General features: G+C 35.0%; 14 protein-coding genes. 12 read left to right on the forward strand and 2 right to left on the reverse strand.

Annotation, left to right across the window (positions count from 1 at the left end):
* Positions 1-7: 7 nt before the first annotated feature.
* The 7 genes from MKX37_RS02970 (at position 8) to MKX37_RS03000 (ending at position 9,179) form a co-directional block, all read left to right on the forward strand.
* Positions 8-490 (forward strand): DUF1641 domain-containing protein, encoded by a 483-nt coding sequence (locus MKX37_RS02970; protein ID WP_002140332.1) that lies wholly within the window; start codon positions 8-10, stop codon positions 488-490.
* A 154-nt stretch (positions 491-644) separates the two neighbouring features.
* Positions 645-2,516: a glycerophosphoryl diester phosphodiesterase membrane domain-containing protein gene (locus MKX37_RS02975; protein WP_002169187.1), complete on the forward strand. Its 1,872-nt coding sequence runs from the start codon at positions 645-647 to the stop codon at positions 2,514-2,516.
* A 370-nt stretch (positions 2,517-2,886) separates the two neighbouring features.
* Positions 2,887-4,020, forward strand: coding sequence for an alanine dehydrogenase (gene ald, locus MKX37_RS02980; protein ID WP_002010453.1), 1,134 nt, complete (start codon positions 2,887-2,889; stop codon positions 4,018-4,020).
* A 103-nt stretch (positions 4,021-4,123) separates the two neighbouring features.
* Positions 4,124-5,539, forward strand: coding sequence for an amino acid permease (locus tag MKX37_RS02985; RefSeq protein ID WP_002063741.1), 1,416 nt, complete (start codon positions 4,124-4,126; stop codon positions 5,537-5,539).
* Positions 5,540-5,665: 126 nt separating this feature from the next.
* On the forward strand, positions 5,666-6,217 hold the full coding sequence (locus MKX37_RS02990; RefSeq protein WP_002134328.1) for a class I SAM-dependent methyltransferase: 552 nt from the start codon (positions 5,666-5,668) through the stop codon (positions 6,215-6,217).
* Between the two features lie 209 nt (positions 6,218-6,426).
* The gene (locus tag MKX37_RS02995; protein ID WP_002010461.1) at positions 6,427-6,804 is read left to right on the forward strand and encodes an ArsR/SmtB family transcription factor; all 378 of its coding nucleotides are present in this window, start codon (positions 6,427-6,429) and stop codon (positions 6,802-6,804) included.
* 20 nt (positions 6,805-6,824) lie between these two features.
* Positions 6,825-9,179 (forward strand): heavy metal translocating P-type ATPase, encoded by a 2,355-nt coding sequence (locus MKX37_RS03000; RefSeq protein ID WP_002140336.1) that lies wholly within the window; start codon positions 6,825-6,827, stop codon positions 9,177-9,179.
* Between the two features lie 226 nt (positions 9,180-9,405).
* On the opposite strand, the gene MKX37_RS03005 is transcribed toward MKX37_RS03000, so the two are convergent.
* Complete coding sequence (locus MKX37_RS03005) at positions 9,406-10,869, reverse strand: nicotinate phosphoribosyltransferase (RefSeq protein WP_002169184.1); 1,464 nt, start codon at positions 10,867-10,869, stop codon at positions 9,406-9,408.
* A gap of 199 nt (positions 10,870-11,068) precedes the next feature.
* Between MKX37_RS03005 and MKX37_RS03010 the strand changes: the two genes are divergently transcribed.
* From MKX37_RS03010 to MKX37_RS03020, 3 genes are all read left to right on the forward strand, one after another.
* Positions 11,069-12,328: a tetratricopeptide repeat protein gene (locus MKX37_RS03010; RefSeq protein ID WP_002010467.1), complete on the forward strand. Its 1,260-nt coding sequence runs from the start codon at positions 11,069-11,071 to the stop codon at positions 12,326-12,328.
* A 14-nt stretch (positions 12,329-12,342) separates the two neighbouring features.
* On the forward strand, positions 12,343-12,471 hold the full coding sequence (locus MKX37_RS03015; RefSeq protein WP_000733136.1) for an NprX family peptide pheromone: 129 nt from the start codon (positions 12,343-12,345) through the stop codon (positions 12,469-12,471).
* 166 nt (positions 12,472-12,637) lie between these two features.
* The gene (locus MKX37_RS03020; RefSeq protein ID WP_078203668.1) at positions 12,638-14,338 is read left to right on the forward strand and encodes a M4 family metallopeptidase; all 1,701 of its coding nucleotides are present in this window, start codon (positions 12,638-12,640) and stop codon (positions 14,336-14,338) included.
* A gap of 63 nt (positions 14,339-14,401) precedes the next feature.
* Here the strand turns inward: MKX37_RS03020 and MKX37_RS03025 are convergent, their stop codons facing one another.
* A complete protein-coding gene (locus MKX37_RS03025; RefSeq protein WP_078203669.1) occupies positions 14,402-14,950 on the reverse strand; it encodes a TVP38/TMEM64 family protein in 549 nt (182 codons plus the stop codon).
* A 398-nt stretch (positions 14,951-15,348) separates the two neighbouring features.
* On the opposite strand from MKX37_RS03025, the gene MKX37_RS03030 reads away from it, so the two are divergent.
* Together MKX37_RS03030 and MKX37_RS03035 are read left to right on the forward strand one after the other, a co-directional pair.
* Entirely contained in the window at positions 15,349-15,867 is a 519-nt protein-coding gene (locus MKX37_RS03030) for an RNase A-like domain-containing lipoprotein (protein ID WP_002125157.1), read from the forward strand.
* A gap of 14 nt (positions 15,868-15,881) precedes the next feature.
* A complete protein-coding gene (locus MKX37_RS03035; protein ID WP_002091014.1) occupies positions 15,882-16,154 on the forward strand; it encodes a hypothetical protein in 273 nt (90 codons plus the stop codon).
* The last annotated feature ends 28 nt before the right edge of the window (positions 16,155-16,182 follow it).

Raw genomic sequence — 16,182 nt, forward strand, 5'->3', positions numbered from 1 at the left:
GGAGATAATGGCAAAAGAGATTACTTTAATTAAAAAGAAGATTGTAACAGAAGAAGAAAAAAAACAGCAAGTAACAGATGAGTTGTTAAATGATCTAGCTGAGAATAGAGAAGCAGTAGAAGAGACGATGCAGCTATTAGCGCAGTTGCAAAAAGCAGGAATTTTAGATGCAGCAATTAGTTTACTTGCTGCAAAAGAAGATGTTTCCAAAATAGCTGTTGAACAATTGAATCGTGAACCAGTAAAAAACGCATTAAACAATATGATGGGGGCAGGAGAGGCATTATCTTCAGTGGACCCAGAAATAACGAAACAAATAACATCTAGTTTAGTCACTGGATTACAATTTGCAACAGAGGAATTAAATAGTGGTAAAAAAACAAAAGTGATGGATTTCTTTAAAGTGTTAAAAGATCCAGATATCAATAGAGCAATTACATTCGGTTTTAGCTTCTTGAAAGCATTTGGTCAAGGGTTAGAGAAAAAATAGAGTAAATGAAAAAGTGATGGCAAGTAGCCATCACTTTTTCATTGTATGTATAAGAGTGTTCATGTTAAGTGGAATATATTATTATTAAAAAGATGGGTTGGAAATGGAAATATGGAATCCATCTCAAATATCGTTTTAGAATGTGGAGGAATATATGCAACACCGTAAAAGACTATCTATACCAGGGGTAATGGGACATTCCTTTCAAACAGTTAGATTTGCTTTTTGGAATGTATTAACCTTTCAACTTGCTTATAAATTATTAGCAGCGATTGTATTTGTCCCGCTATTTGGGATCATTTTTAATAAGTTATTGTATTTTGGTGGTTATGCAAATGCGACGAATGATGAATTATTAGCGTTTTTAAAGACACCATACGGCATTTTGGCAATCGTAATTTTATCATTGTTAGCACTGTTTCTTATCTTTACGGAATTTGCGGTGCTTATTATCATTTCGTACTTCGCTCATAAAAGACAAAAGGTGAAATTACGTCCGATTTTATATAAAACCGTAACGTATTTACCTACTCTTTTCACATATTGCTTACCAGGATTTATTTTATATGCTGTCGTATTGTTACCTCTTTTAAATCTTGGATATGAAACGGCATTAATTCCGCAAATTCAAATTCCTAACTTTATTACAGGAGAACTGTTTAAGACAACGATGGGACAAGTTGGTTATTACACGTTCTTTGCTGTAGTTGCGTATTTGAACCTTCGCTGGATTTTTGTTCTACCTATTGTTGTTTTAGAGCAAAAGCCGTTTCGCACAGCAGCACGTAAAAGTGCAACGTTAGTAAAAGAAAGTTTTTTTAAAGTACTATTCTTTTTAGTAGGATTTTTTATTTCAATAGGGATTGTGTACGGGGTATTTTTTGGAATGTATTTATTGTGTCTATGGGGCATGTATGAATTTACAAATCCACAGGGAACATTTGCATTATTAGCAGAATCAACAATGTCTGTATTTTTAACGAGTACATTGTATTTATTTAGTTTTATCGTGACGCCATTTTATATTATGGCAATAACACGATTGTATTTACAAAAGGTTCCGGTTGAAGATGTTTTATTAGAAGAAGGATTAGATTATTCGAAAACAAAAGCAGATAAATGTTTCTTCCAAAAACATCGTTGGAAATTTATTGGTGTATATATTGTAGGAATTATTACTGCCGGAATGGTCGTTGCCTTCATTGTAACGTTTATTTCAAATTCATATAAAGAACCAATTATTATGGCTCATCGTGGTTATATTTCAAAAGGTGTAGAGAATACGAAAGAAGCTCTGCAGGGGGCTATTGATGCCAAAGCAGACTACGCTGAAATTGATGTACTGCAAACAAAAGACGGTGAACTAGCAGTTATACATGATTTGAAGCTAAAACGTCTTGCGAATGCTAATGTTCACGTGTCAGATTTAACGATGGAGGAGTTAAGACAGCTTACCCTTAGTCAAGATGGGTTTTCAGGACAAATAAGTACACTTGATGAGATCATTAAGCTGGCAAAAGGAAAAATCAAACTTAATATTGAAGTGAAGCTCCATGGTGGCGAAAAAGATTTCGTAAACAAAGTATTAAAAGCGATTAAAGATAATGAATTTGAGAAGCAATGTGTCATTCAAACGTTACACTATCCGCTTATTAAAGAGTTTAAACGTGCAAATCCAAATATAAAAGTAGGATACATACTGTATGCGAGTAGAGCTAACTTAAAGAATGTGAAGGCTGATTTTTATGTAGCAGAAGAATACATGTTAAATAAGAAATTAGTAAAAGAAGCAAGGAAGCTAAACAAGCCAATTTACGTATGGACAGTAAATGATATGGAAAGTTTAAAGGCATATTATAAGTTAAACGTGGATGGTATCATTACCGATTATCCTGAAGACGCACGTGAAACAATTAAGATGTTAAAAGAGCAAGAAGATCGTGAAAGTGATATGTTTGATAAAATTACCGAGACGACAGAAGATCTATTTTCAAAGTTATTTATGATCTATCCAGCTGCTGGCTAAATGCTAGTAGCTGTTTTTTTTATGGAAAGAATATATTTCTAAAGTATTGTACAAAGTAATAAGTGTATATGTATACGTAACTACTTAGTTTTTTTGCATTGTTACATTATTGTCAAATAATAAATAATTACTATGCGTTTTGAATGGATATAATGTAAATAGAGTGATAGATAATGAGATGGTACAAATAACCCAATGGAATCAATGTTTCGTATATTTACACTATTCTAAATATATAAACTTTTAAAAAATGGTATGTTAGCGTTTTCATAATTTTTAAGTTATGCTAGAATAAGGACATAAGTTATTAATTATTACAAAAAGAAAAAAGAATTCCTTTTTTCTGTTAATTATAAGGGGGCATTTCATTATGCGTATTGGGGTACCAGCAGAAATTAAAAACAACGAAAACCGTGTGGCAATGACACCAGCAGGTGTTGTACATTTAGTTCGTAACAATCACGAAGTATTCATTCAAAAGGACGCAGGTGTAGGATCTGGTTTCACAGATGCTCAGTATGTTGAAGCGGGAGCGAAAATTGTTGATACGGCTGAAGAAGCTTGGAACATGGAAATGGTTATGAAAGTTAAGGAACCAGTTGAAAGCGAATACAAACACTTCAGCGAAGGTTTAATCTTATTCACATACTTACACTTAGCTCCAGAACCAGAATTAACAAAAGCGTTAATTGAAAAGAAAGTTGTTGCTATCGCATATGAAACAGTACAATTAGAAAACCGTTCTTTACCATTACTTGCACCTATGAGTGAAGTAGCTGGTCGTATGGCTGCACAAATCGGTGCGCAATTCCTTGAGAAAAACAAAGGCGGTAAAGGTATCTTACTTGCAGGTGTTCCAGGAGTTAAACGTGGTAAAGTAACAATTATCGGTGGTGGACAAGCTGGTACAAATGCTGCTAAAATTGCAGTTGGACTAGGTGCGGATGTAACAATCATCGACTTAAGTGCAGAACGTCTTCGTCAATTAGATGACATTTTCGGAAACCAAGTAAAAACTTTAATGTCTAATCCTTACAATATTGCAGAAGCTGTAAAAGAATCTGATCTTGTAATCGGTGCAGTATTAATCCCAGGTGCAAAGGCTCCAAAACTTGTAACAGAAGAAATGATTAAATCAATGGAACAAGGTTCTGTTGTTGTAGATATCGCGATTGACCAAGGTGGTATTTTCGAAACAACTGACCGTATTACAACTCATGATAACCCAACTTATGAAAAACACGGCGTTGTTCATTATGCAGTTGCAAACATGCCAGGTGCGGTTCCACGTACATCAACTCTTGCATTAACAAACGTAACAGTACCATATGCAGTACAAATTGCTAACAAAGGCTACAAAGAAGCTTGCCTAGGCAACACTGCATTATTAAAAGGTATTAATACATTAGAAGGCTATGTAACATTCGAAGCAGTTGCAGAAGCTCACGGTGTAGAGTACAAGGGTGCTAAAGAATTATTAGAAGCAGAAACAGTATCTTGCTAATAGAAGCATTATACAAAACAAAATCGAACAATATATAAAACAACATGATAAGAGCTAAGAGATAATACCTCTTAGCTCTTCTTGGTAAAAGGGGGCATTCATCGTGGCCAACCTATTTAAAAAGAAATCCGTTACGCAATTGTTAGGGGAAAGTAAAAGTAAAACTTTGACGAAAACGCTAGGGGCATTTGACCTAACAATGCTAGGGATTGGTGCGATAATTGGTACAGGAGTTCTAGTATTAACTGGATTAGTAGCAGCAAGAGATGCTGGTCCAGCAGTTATTTTTTCATTTATGATTGCAGCAATTGTTTGTGGATTTGCAGCTTTATGTTATGCAGAGGTTGCATCTGCACTTCCTGTTTCAGGTAGTGTGTACACATATTCATATGCAACAATTGGTGAGTTTGTTGCCCATTTAATGGGATGGACATTGCTATCCGTATATGTCGTAACGACTGCCGCAGTAGCTGGCGGATGGACAGGTTATTTCAATAATTTAGTGAGTGGATTGGGACTTGAAATTCCAAAAGCGTTGTTAACGATTCCATCGCAAGGTGGTATGGTGAACTTACCCGCAGTTATCGTTACGTTGGTGATAACTTGGTTATTATCGCGAGGTACAAAAGAAAGTAAGCGTGTGAATAACATAATGGTATTAATTAAAATTGGTATTGTTGTTTTATTCATTGCAGTTGGTGTATTCTACGTGAAACCAGAAAACTGGATACCATTTGCACCGTATGGCTTAAGTGGAGTCTTTGCCGGAGGAGCAGCAGTATTCTTCGCTTTCTTAGGATTTGATGCATTAGCAACTTCTGCTGAAGAAGTGAAAAATCCACAACGTGATCTGCCGATTGGTATTATTGCTTCATTAGTCATTTGTACAATCATTTATGTTGTAGTTTGTCTCGTTATGACAGGTATGGTTTCTTATAAGGAATTAGATGTACCTGAAGCGATGGCCTATGTATTAGAAGTTGTAGGACAAGATAAAGTGGCTGGTGTAATCGCTATTGGAGCTGTAATTGGTATTATGGCTGTAATTTTCGCATACATCTACGCTACGACACGTGTATTCTTCGCTATGAGCCGTGACGGTTTATTGCCAAAATCTTTTGCGAAAATTAACAAGAAGACAGAAGCACCAACATTTTCAGTTTGGTTAACAGGAATTGGTAGTGCTTTAATTGCCGGATTTATCGATTTAAAAGAATTGTCGAATTTAGCGAATATTGGAGCGTTATTAACATTTGCGATGGTTGGTGTAACTGTCATCATTCTTCGTAAAACGCATCCGAAATTACAACGTGGATTTATGGTACCACTTGTACCAATCTTACCGATTATTTCAGTTGCAAGCTGTCTATTCTTAATGGTAAATCTACCGTTAAAAACATGGATATACTTCGGTGTTTGGTTAGCAATCGGAGTGGTTGTATACTTTGTTTATTCGAAAAAACATAGTCATTTAAAAGACGATGGAAGTTCGCAAGATAGTTTAGAAAAAGCTAATTAAAGGGATATAAAGTTAGTAAGCCTTGTGCGTCTAGGGAGCGCGCAAGGCTTTTTCTTTTGGGGAAATAAAGGAGACCAATGTTATGTTGTCGAATTTTTATGTCGGAATATAAGAAGGGGTGGAAAGATGGAGACGAAAGTTGTCGTTGGAGCAGAGGGATATAATAATAACCCAGGGTGGTTACATACGAATGAAAAAGAATTACATTTATTAAAAAGAGAAACGTGGCTTAATAAATTTCAGCCTAATTCTTTATCAGTAATTTTGGCTGAGCACGTATGGGAGCATTTATCGTATGAAGAAGGTATAGAAGCAGCTAAAGTTTGTTATGAGTTTTTAGAAGATAGTGGATATATTCGCTGTGCAGTGCCGGATGCATTTTTCCAAAATGAAGAGTATCAGCGTGGTGTGCAAGTGGGAGGACCTGGCCCGTTAGATCATCCAGCTGCAAGTCATAAAATTGTACATAACTACAAAACGATTATATCTATGTTTGAAGCAGCAGGTTTTCAAGTAAAGCTTTTAGAATACTGTGATGAGAATGGCCAGTTTCATTATAGTGATTGGGAAGAGAACGGTGGATTTATTTATCGATCGAAACGTTTTGATCATAGAAATCAAGATGGTAAATTAGGATTTGCTTCGTTAATTGTGGATGCAGTAAAAGTTAATAAATAAGAAGGGATGCACGGTAGTTTTCGTGCATCCTTTTTGTATGAAGGGCATGATAGATGCGGAGAATATTTATATGTTTATTTTGAAATATGAACGAAATGTTTTAAAAAATGTATGAGAATTCATTGACACATATGAATGGACGCTCATATAATAAAGGTATAAGACATATGAATAGTTGTTCATATGTTCAAATAAAGAGGTGAGCTGTGATGGCTGAAAATAAAGTAGAAACGCAACAGGAAGCATGTTCTCAGACGGTAATTCACGAGGAAATCGTGGATCAAGTAAAACAAACAATTCCGACTGATGAAAGTTTAAGTAAAGTAGCAGAATTATTTAAAGTATTAGGTGACCGTACACGTACGAGAATATTACATGCATTATTTGAAGCTGAAATGTGTGTTTGTGATTTAGCTTATTTATTAGGAATGACGCAATCTTCAATCTCACATCAGCTTCGTGTATTAAAGCAAGCGAAGCTTGTAAAGAACCGTAAAGAAGGAAAGGTAGTTTATTACTCATTAGCTGATCAACACGTAATTCATATCTTCGAGCAAGCGTTTGAACACGTAAACGAGGAAGAATAAAAAAGCGAGGAGGGAGAACGATGGCAGAAGCATTAGTGAAAAAGAAACTTATGCTAGAAGGTTTAGATTGTGCAAATTGTGCAATGAAAATTGAAAAAGGTGTTGGGAATATAGAAGGGGTAACATCTTGTTCCGTAAACTTTGCAACAAAAACGATGCTTTTAGAAACACCGCAAAATAAAGAAAATCAAGTTGTTACGGAAGCGAAGCAACTTGTTACAAAATTAGAGCCACATATTAAAGTGCAAGAAGAGCAAAAAACAAAATCAGTAAAAGAAGTATTTGTATTAGAAGGCTTAGACTGTGCAAATTGTGCAATGAAGATTGAAAATAAGGTAAAGGAAATGCCAACAATTTCAGAAGCGACTGTTGATTTCGTATCAAAGAAATTACGAGTAGAAGTTGCAAATAAACGAGAACTTGAATCGACTGTACAAAATATAAAAAATGTTGTTCAAAAGTTAGAGCCTGATGTAAAAGTTGTTCGTGAAGAGGAAAAAGGACACGACCATGATCATGGTGATGGAAATGTGAAAAAGATGATAGGACGATTAGTAGTCGGTGGAATTTTGACAGGAATTGCTGCGTTAGCCGGATTACCGCAAATGATAACAATTCCATTATTCGTCCTTGCTTATTTATTAATAGGTGGAGATATCGTTTGGAGAGCGGTAAGAAACATAACTCGCGGCCAAGTGTTCGATGAAAACTTTTTAATGGCAATTGCAACTTTAGGAGCTTTCGCGATTCAACAATATCCAGAAGCGGTAGCAGTTATGCTATTTTACCAAGTAGGGGAACTGTTCCAAAGTATTGCAGTAAATCGTTCTCGAAAATCAATTACGTCATTAATGGATATTCGTCCTGACTATGCGAATGTGAAAGTTGGAAACGAAACGAAACAAGTATCACCAGAAGATGTGCAAATTGGTGAGTATATTATCGTAAAACCAGGTGAAAAAGTACCGTTAGACGGGAAAGTAGTTGAGGGAACATCAATGATGGATACTTCAGCGTTAACAGGTGAGTCTGTACCGAGGGAAGTAGAAGTTGGTAATGACGTATTAAGTGGTTTTGTAAACCAAAATGGTGTATTAATTGTCGAAGTTACAAAAGAGTTTGGTGAATCCACTGTATCGAAAATTTTAGACTTAGTACAAAATGCAAGTAGCAAAAAAGCGCCAACAGAAAACTTTATTACAAAGTTTGCACGTTATTATACTCCTGTTGTAGTTATAACAGCAGCAATAATGGCATTTATTCCACCACTTATTTTAGAGGGTGCTACATTCTCCGATTGGATTTATAGAGCTTTAGTGTTCTTAGTAATCTCTTGTCCATGTGCGCTCGTTGTATCGATTCCTCTTGGATTCTTTGGCGGTATTGGTGGGGCATCTAAAAGTGGTATTTTAGTAAAAGGAAGTAACTATTTAGAAGCATTGAATGATGTGAAATATATCGTTTTTGATAAAACAGGAACATTAACAAAAGGTGTCTTTAAAGTTACGAAGATGGAGCCTAGTGAAGGTATCACAGCTGAAGAGCTATTAGAATATGCAGCATTTGCAGAAGTATATTCAAATCATCCGATTGCACAATCTATTCGAAATGCATATGGAAAATCAATCGATGAAAATGCTATTGAAGACTATAGTGAAATTTCTGGTCATGGTACGGTTGTAAAAGTACAAGGAAAAGAAATTTTCGCAGGTAATGCTAAATTAATGAGCAAAGAAAACATTACATTTAAGCAACCGAATACAGTAGGTACACTAGTTCATGTTGCTGTAGATGGTAAATATGCAGGGTATATTGTTATCTCTGATGAGGTAAAAGAGGATTCAAAACAAGCAATTCAAAAGTTAAAAGAACTAGGTATTAAGAAGACAGTCATGTTAACTGGTGATGCAAAATCAGTCGGGGAAGCTGTTGGTAAAGAATTAGGTTTAGATGAAGTTCATGCCGAATTATTACCACACCAAAAAGTAGAAGAAATCGAAAAAATTGATGCAGCAAAACGCGGTAAAGAAAAGATTGCATTCGTCGGTGATGGTATTAATGATACGCCAGTACTAGCAAGGGCAGACGTTGGTATTGCGATGGGCGGCTTAGGGTCAGATGCAGCAATTGAAGCTGCTGACATCGTTATTATGACTGATGAGCCTTCAAAAATTGTGACAGCAGTAAAAATTGCAAAACGTACACGTAGCATCGTATGGCAAAATATTATATTTGCATTAGGGGTAAAAGGGTTAGTGTTATTACTCGGCGCCTTTGGTATTGCAACAATGTGGGAAGCAGTCTTCTCAGATGTTGGTGTGACGTTACTTGCAGTATTAAATGCAATGCGTGTACTACGAGTAAAAGATTTATAAAAAAGAGGACGCAATTGCGTCCTCTTTTTTATTGGTTATTTTGTTGAAATTGACTCAAGAAAATAATATCAAATATTATTTTGTTTTTAAATAATTTAATATATAAATTTACAAAAAAATATAATATTCTTCCTATTATTTTAATATATTTTTTACAAATATCCATATAGTATTGAAAAATGGAGAAGTGGGGGAGGGACAAAACCCCACTGATTAAAACTTCACTTTATTTTTGTATGTTTTTTTCAACCTGTTCTCGAACAGTTTGAATATAATTCATTTTATGATCCCAACATTCTTGGCTTAAATCGACAGGGTACTCTTCTGGGTTTAAAGTTCGCATATACTCTTCCCAAAATAGTGAGAGGCTGCGTTCATTATACTTTTGAATATCTAATATATTAGGTAATTCATACGCTCTTTTACCGTTAATGAAAATATCTTGATGTAGTTCGCGTGCTTCAAAGCTTGTTACGAATTTACTTATATATGTATGAACTGGATGAAACATTTTTAAACGCTCTTCTTTTCCGGGTTCTTCTGACTCTAAAGCAATATAATCGCCCTCTGCATGATCGTTAACACGGTTAATAATACGATAAACTCGTTTAAGTCCTGGGGTTGTAATTTTTTCAGGATTAGATGAAATCTTAATCGTATCATTTAATTTTCCGTCAGTATCTTCAATAGCGACTAGTTTATAAACAGCCCCTAATGCTGGCTGCTCAAAGGATGTAATCAGCTTTGTACCAACACCCCATACATCAATTTTTGCCCCTTGAGATTTCAAGTGCATAATCGTATATTCATCTAAATCGCTAGAAGCGATAATTTTTGTGTTTGTAAATCCAGCTGCATCAAGTTGTTTTCTGGCCTCCTTTGATAAATATGCCATATCACCACTATCAAGGCGAATGCCATAAAAATCGATACGATCCCCGAACTCTTTTGCAACACGAATCGCATTTGGAACACCAGATTTTAATGTGTCGTATGTATCGACAAGAAATACACATTTTTTATGTGTTTCAGCATATTTTTTAAATGCAACATATTCATCGCGATATGCTTGAACGAAAGAATGGGCATGTGTGCCAGCTACAGGGATGCCAAATCGTTTCCCTGCGCGAACGTTACTTGTAGATGAAAAACCACCAATAAAGGCAGCTCGTGTTCCCCAAAGGGCAGCATCAAACTCATGAGCTCGTCTTGTACCGAACTCTAAAAGCTCATCATTATTTGCAGCGTGCTTCATACGTGCAGCTTTTGTAGCAATTAATGTTTGGTAATTTACAATATTTAAGAGGGCGGTTTCAATTATTTGTGCCTCGCCAAGCGGTGCATCAACACGTAATAATGGTTCGTTATTAAAAACAACTTCGCCTTCTTGCATACTACGAATCGTGCCAGTAAATTTCATGTTTTGTAAATAATGAAGGAAGTCTTCTTCAAATTGCAGCTCTGCTAAATAAGCGATGTCACTTTCGGTAAAGCTGAAATTTTCTATGTACTCTACAATTTTTTCAAGACCAGCAAAAACAGCATAGCCGTTTTCGAATGGAAGCTTTCGAAAGTATAGATCAAAAACAGAACGGCGAGTATGAATACCATCTTTCCAATATGTATAAGCCATGTTGATTTGATATAAATCTGTATGTAAGGCGTAACTATCGTCTTTATAATGATTCATTGCGAAAACACCTCCGTAATTTGATTATAGTATACCAATTTTTCCCCTTTCGTAGCAAAGAAGTAATAGGGGATTGAAGTCAAGAGAGAAAAAAATGAAATAATGCATATTTTTTAGAAAATTTACATTTATCAATTTATATTTCTCTAGATTTTATGTATTATTAGAGTAGTGGGGGTAATGAGAATGGAGGAGGACAATGCAACAAACATTAGAAAAAATAGGCAAGCAAGTTTTTTATAAACGGCTACAGCAAAAAATGACACAAGAAGAATTATGTCAGGGCATTTGTTCTGTCTCATACTTAAGTAAGATCGAAAATGGAAAGATTGAAGCATCAGAAGAAATTCTACAATTGCTCTGCACAAGACTAGAAATTGCTGTGACGGATTTGAGAGATGTAGAAGAAGATGTGAAAGTGAAGTTGGACGAGTGGTTGAATGCATTAGTTCATTTGGACAAGCAACAAGTAGAGCGCATATACGAAGAGTTGCAAGGTGAAATGAAGCATGTGTTGGATTTTGAAATTATAAATTATTATAAACTGCTGTATACACGTTATTTAATGATGAAGCGGGATCTCCCTGCTGTTGAAGAAGAATTGGACGGATTGAAGAAAGTGTATAAGAAATACTCGCCTTTTCAGAAGATGTTATATACGTATAATAAGGCATTATTATATTCTGTGCAGTACAAATATACGCAGGCATTAGAATATCTGTTAAAGACGGAATCGATGGCGAAAGAGTTAGGATATTATGAAACAGGAATATATTATAATTTGGCATTGACATATAGTCAGATGGAAATAGACCATATGACATTATATTTTGCTAATGTGGCATTAGAAGGTTTTAAAAGTGAATATAAATTTAGAAATATAATTAATTGTAAGTTTTTAATTGCGTTTAGTTATACTAGAAAAAAACAATATAATGAAGCTATGGAAATCTATAATCATATCATAAGAGAAGCAACTTCTTTTGCTGATAAAGATAATATTCTTTCTATTGCTTTAAATAATATTGGTTATCTATACTACCGACAAAAAAATTATGCCAAGGCGAAAGAGTATTATATAGAATGCTTAAAGTATAAAAAAGAAGAGGATATGAATTATATTGATGCCATGTATGAGCTCTCATTACAGTGTATTCAATTAGGAGAACTTGAGGAAGCGGCTGAATGGATTGAAAAAGGTATCCTTGCTGCAAGGAAAGATGATAGATACAAAGGGATGTTATATTTATTGTTAAATTTAAGATATAAATATTTTGAAGAAAGAGACCTCTATAAAAAATTTCTAGAAACAGAAGTAGTTCCTTTCTTTAAAACAGAGGAAAATATAAAAGATTTAAAGAAAGTATACTTAGAACTAGCTGAATACTTAGAAGAATGCTCAGATTTTAAAGAAAGTAATCGCTATTATAAATTAGCGATTACTTTATTAGAAGAGTAAAGAGGAGGGATAGTATGAAAAAGTTAATTGCAGGAACATTTGTGGTTATGGCAATTGCAGCTGTAGTATTGGATATTCAGTATGCTTGGAAGCCGGATACTCTAGGGCAAGAAGCTAAAACAGTTGAACAAATTAATTTATAAAAAAAACCCTTTCCCAACGGAAAGGGTTTTTTTTCAATATTTGTTCCTCAAAATTCTACAAAACTTGAGAAAGAAATTAATTGAATTTTTAGTATATTAATAGTGAAAACATAATGCTAATATGAAACTACTCTTTTCAAAAATTTTTTATTAGGGGGAAGGTTATATGAAAAGAAAGAGTTTAGCGTTAGTGTTAGCGACAGGAATGGCAGTTACTACGTTCGGAGGGACAGGCTCTGCATTTGCGGATTCTAAAAATGTGCTCTCTACTAAGAAGTACAATGAGACGGTACAGTCACCTGAGTTTATTTCTGGTGATCTAACTGGTGCGACTGGTAAGAAAGCGGAATCTGTTGTATTTGATTACTTAAACGCGGCAAAAGGTGATTATAAGTTAGGGGAAAAGAGTGCGCAAGATTCTTTTAAAGTGAAACAAGTGAAAAAAGACGCTGTAACTGATTCAACAGTAGTACGTATGCAACAAGTTTACGAGGGAGTACCTGTATGGGGGTCTACTCAAGTAGCTCACGTAAGTAAAGATGGTTCTTTAAAAGTATTGTCTGGAACAGTTGCGCCTGATTTAGACAAGAAGGAAAAGTTAAAAAACAAAAATAAGATTGAAGGCGCAAAAGCAATTGAAATTGCGCAACAAGATTTAGGAGTAACACCTAAATACGAAGTGGATCCAAAAGCGGATTTATATGTATATCAAAATGGTGAAGAAACGACATATGCATACGTTGTGAATTTAAACTTCTTAGAGCCAAATCCAGGAAACTATTACTATTTCATTGAAGCGGAAAGCGGTAAAGTGTTAAATAAATATAATAAACTTGATCATGTAACGAATGATGATAAGTCACCAGTTAAGCAAGATGCTCCTAAACAGGAAGCGAAAGTGGTTGTAAAGCCTGTAACAGGAACGAATAAAGTGGGAACTGGTAAAGGTGTATTAGGAGATACGAAATCGCTTAATACAACGTTATCTGGATCATCTTACTATTTACAAGATAATACGCGCGGAGCAACAATTTTCACATATGATGCGAAAAACCGCTCAACATTACCAGGAACATTATGGGCAGATGCAGATAATGTTTTCAATGCAGCGTATGATGCAGCGGCAGTAGATGCTCATTACTATGCAGGTAAAACATATGATTACTATAAAGCTACATTTAACAGAAACTCTATTAATGATGCAGGAGCACCATTAAAATCAACAGTTCATTACGGAAGTAAGTATAATAATGCATTCTGGAACGGCTCACAAATGGTATACGGAGATGGTGATGGTGTAACATTCACTTCATTATCTGGTGGCATTGATGTAATTGGCCATGAATTAACACATGCTGTTACGGAAAATAGCTCGGATTTAATTTATCAAAATGAATCAGGAGCGTTAAATGAAGCAATTTCTGATATTTTTGGTACTTTAGTAGAATTCTATGATAACCGTAACCCAGATTGGGAGATTGGTGAAGATATTTATACACCTGGTCAGGCGGGAGATGCACTTCGTTCTATGAGTGATCCAGCGAAATATGGTGACCCAGACCATTATTCTAAGCGTTACACTGGTTCAAGTGATAACGGTGGCGTTCATACAAACAGTGGTATTATTAACAAACAAGCTTATTTATTAGCAAATGGTGGTACGCATTCTGGTGTAACTGTAACTGGTATCGGTAAAGATAAATTAGGTGCGATTTACTACCGTGCAAATACACAGTATTTCACGCAATCTACTACATTTAGTCAAGCACGTGCTGGTGCAGTACAAGCTGCAGCTGATTTATATGGTGCTAGCTCTGCAGAAGTAGCAGCAGTTAAGCAATCATTTAGTGCTGTTGGTGTAAACTAAGGCTTTAAGGGATAGTTATTAATAAAATACCTCAAAAATAAAGAAGGAGCCTATGCTCCTTCTTTATTTTTTTCTCCATTTTTTCCACAAATAAAATAATCCAACACAACCTGCGATTGTAATAATCCATTTCGCTTCATTTGTTCCGTTAATGACATGATATGCAGAATATACTTCAATCAATAAAGCCGGTATTTTCCCTATTGTGCTGGCAATACTGAAAGAGAGTACTGACATTTTGCCTAGAGCTGCAAATAAAGTAACGATACTGGACGGAATGAAAGGAATAAAACGAAAAGATAGGACGAGTAGAAATGCCTCTCTGCCTTCTACGTAAAGAAGGCGTTCTACCTTTGGATACGTATTTACTTTATCGTGAGTGAACTTTTGAAGGCCTATACGATAAATATAAAACGAGATAATAGCCCCTAATGCCTCACCTGCGATCGAAATGATTGTGCCATTTGTTACACCGAAGAGCTGTATATTAATGGCGGTCAAAAAAATACTAGGGATAAAACCTAAAAGACTGATGATGATGTTGATTAAGATACTAAGTGGAATTGCGATTGAATAATAGTCTGTTAAGAAGTTTTGAATTGTTTCAGCCATTCTTTAAAATCCTTTATCTTTTTTTGCATTACACCATATTTACATTGTATAGGCAAGTGCAAATTTACATAATGTAGAAAACAGTTGATAGAAAGGGATTTGTATACCTTATATAGGTATTAGGTATATGAAGGTAGGGGTATATTTAGTTTGTTTAAAAAACACTCCATAAATCCTGTATTTAAAGGGTTTATGGAGTGTTTTGATTGGTGTTTTCATCTGGGAAATAATTATAAAACATGGGGGTATATTTTAAAAAGGGCGAAAAACAGTGATTTGATGAAAGGGGGATGGAAAATATAGCAAAATGAATGAGGATTTTAAAACTGTATACATTTTTTCTTTGTGAAATTGACTTTTAGTGGAGTTACGATAATAATCATGGAAGAGGTGATACGATGAAACGATTAAGTAGTCTTTTCTTGAGTAGTTTATTGGCACTAATGCTGATTTTAAGTGGATGTGCAGGAAAAGAACAAAAAACAGAAAAACCAAAAGAGGATCATTCTACATCAGTAGAAAAAATTAGTGATAATATTTTAGATGAAATGGAAGGGCCACCTAAAAATGGTCATACGATTGAAAGGCATGTAGGCAAATCAGAAGAGGATTTGAAGAATCGTTTGAAGACAGATAAAGTTTCAGCGGCAAGTACATACTATGATAAGGAAACAGCGACAAAGGCTGTGAAAGATAGTTTAAAACAACATGATAAAGAAATTCAGGATTGGTTGAAAAACTCTAAAGAGGCTCGTCTTGTATTGAATACAACTCATTCATTCCCAGTTGGAAAAACAGTAATAAAGAAAAATATGAATGTAAAAGACAAACTAGTAAAGACTGTTACTGTTTTAGCGAGAGATAAATCAGGAAATCTAGGATTTAAGATTATTACTTCTTATCCATCAGATAAATAAAGGGGGGAGTATATATGTATCCAACATTACAATACTTTCTTAAATCGTACTGTACGTTAAGTATTCATGAGGATGAAATAGTAAGCGTAATGGAAGAGTTTATAGAGCAAGAGGACGAAGAGATTGTTTTGAAATTACGCGATGAATTAGTAAATATGAAGAAAAAGAACGCGTGGGAAGAAGCGTGCGTATTAGCTGCGAAGCAAGGCAATCGTGTGTGGTCTTTAGAAGAAACGAAAGATCATCTGGAAATTTTTTTACTATTATTGCAAAAGAAAAAGGCGTGAGTAGATCACGCCTTTTTGTATACGCTTT

It is taken from the genome of Bacillus sp. FSL R5-0709, assembly GCF_038004785.1.
GTDB lineage: Bacteria > Bacillota > Bacilli > Bacillales > Bacillaceae_G > Bacillus_A > Bacillus_A mycoides.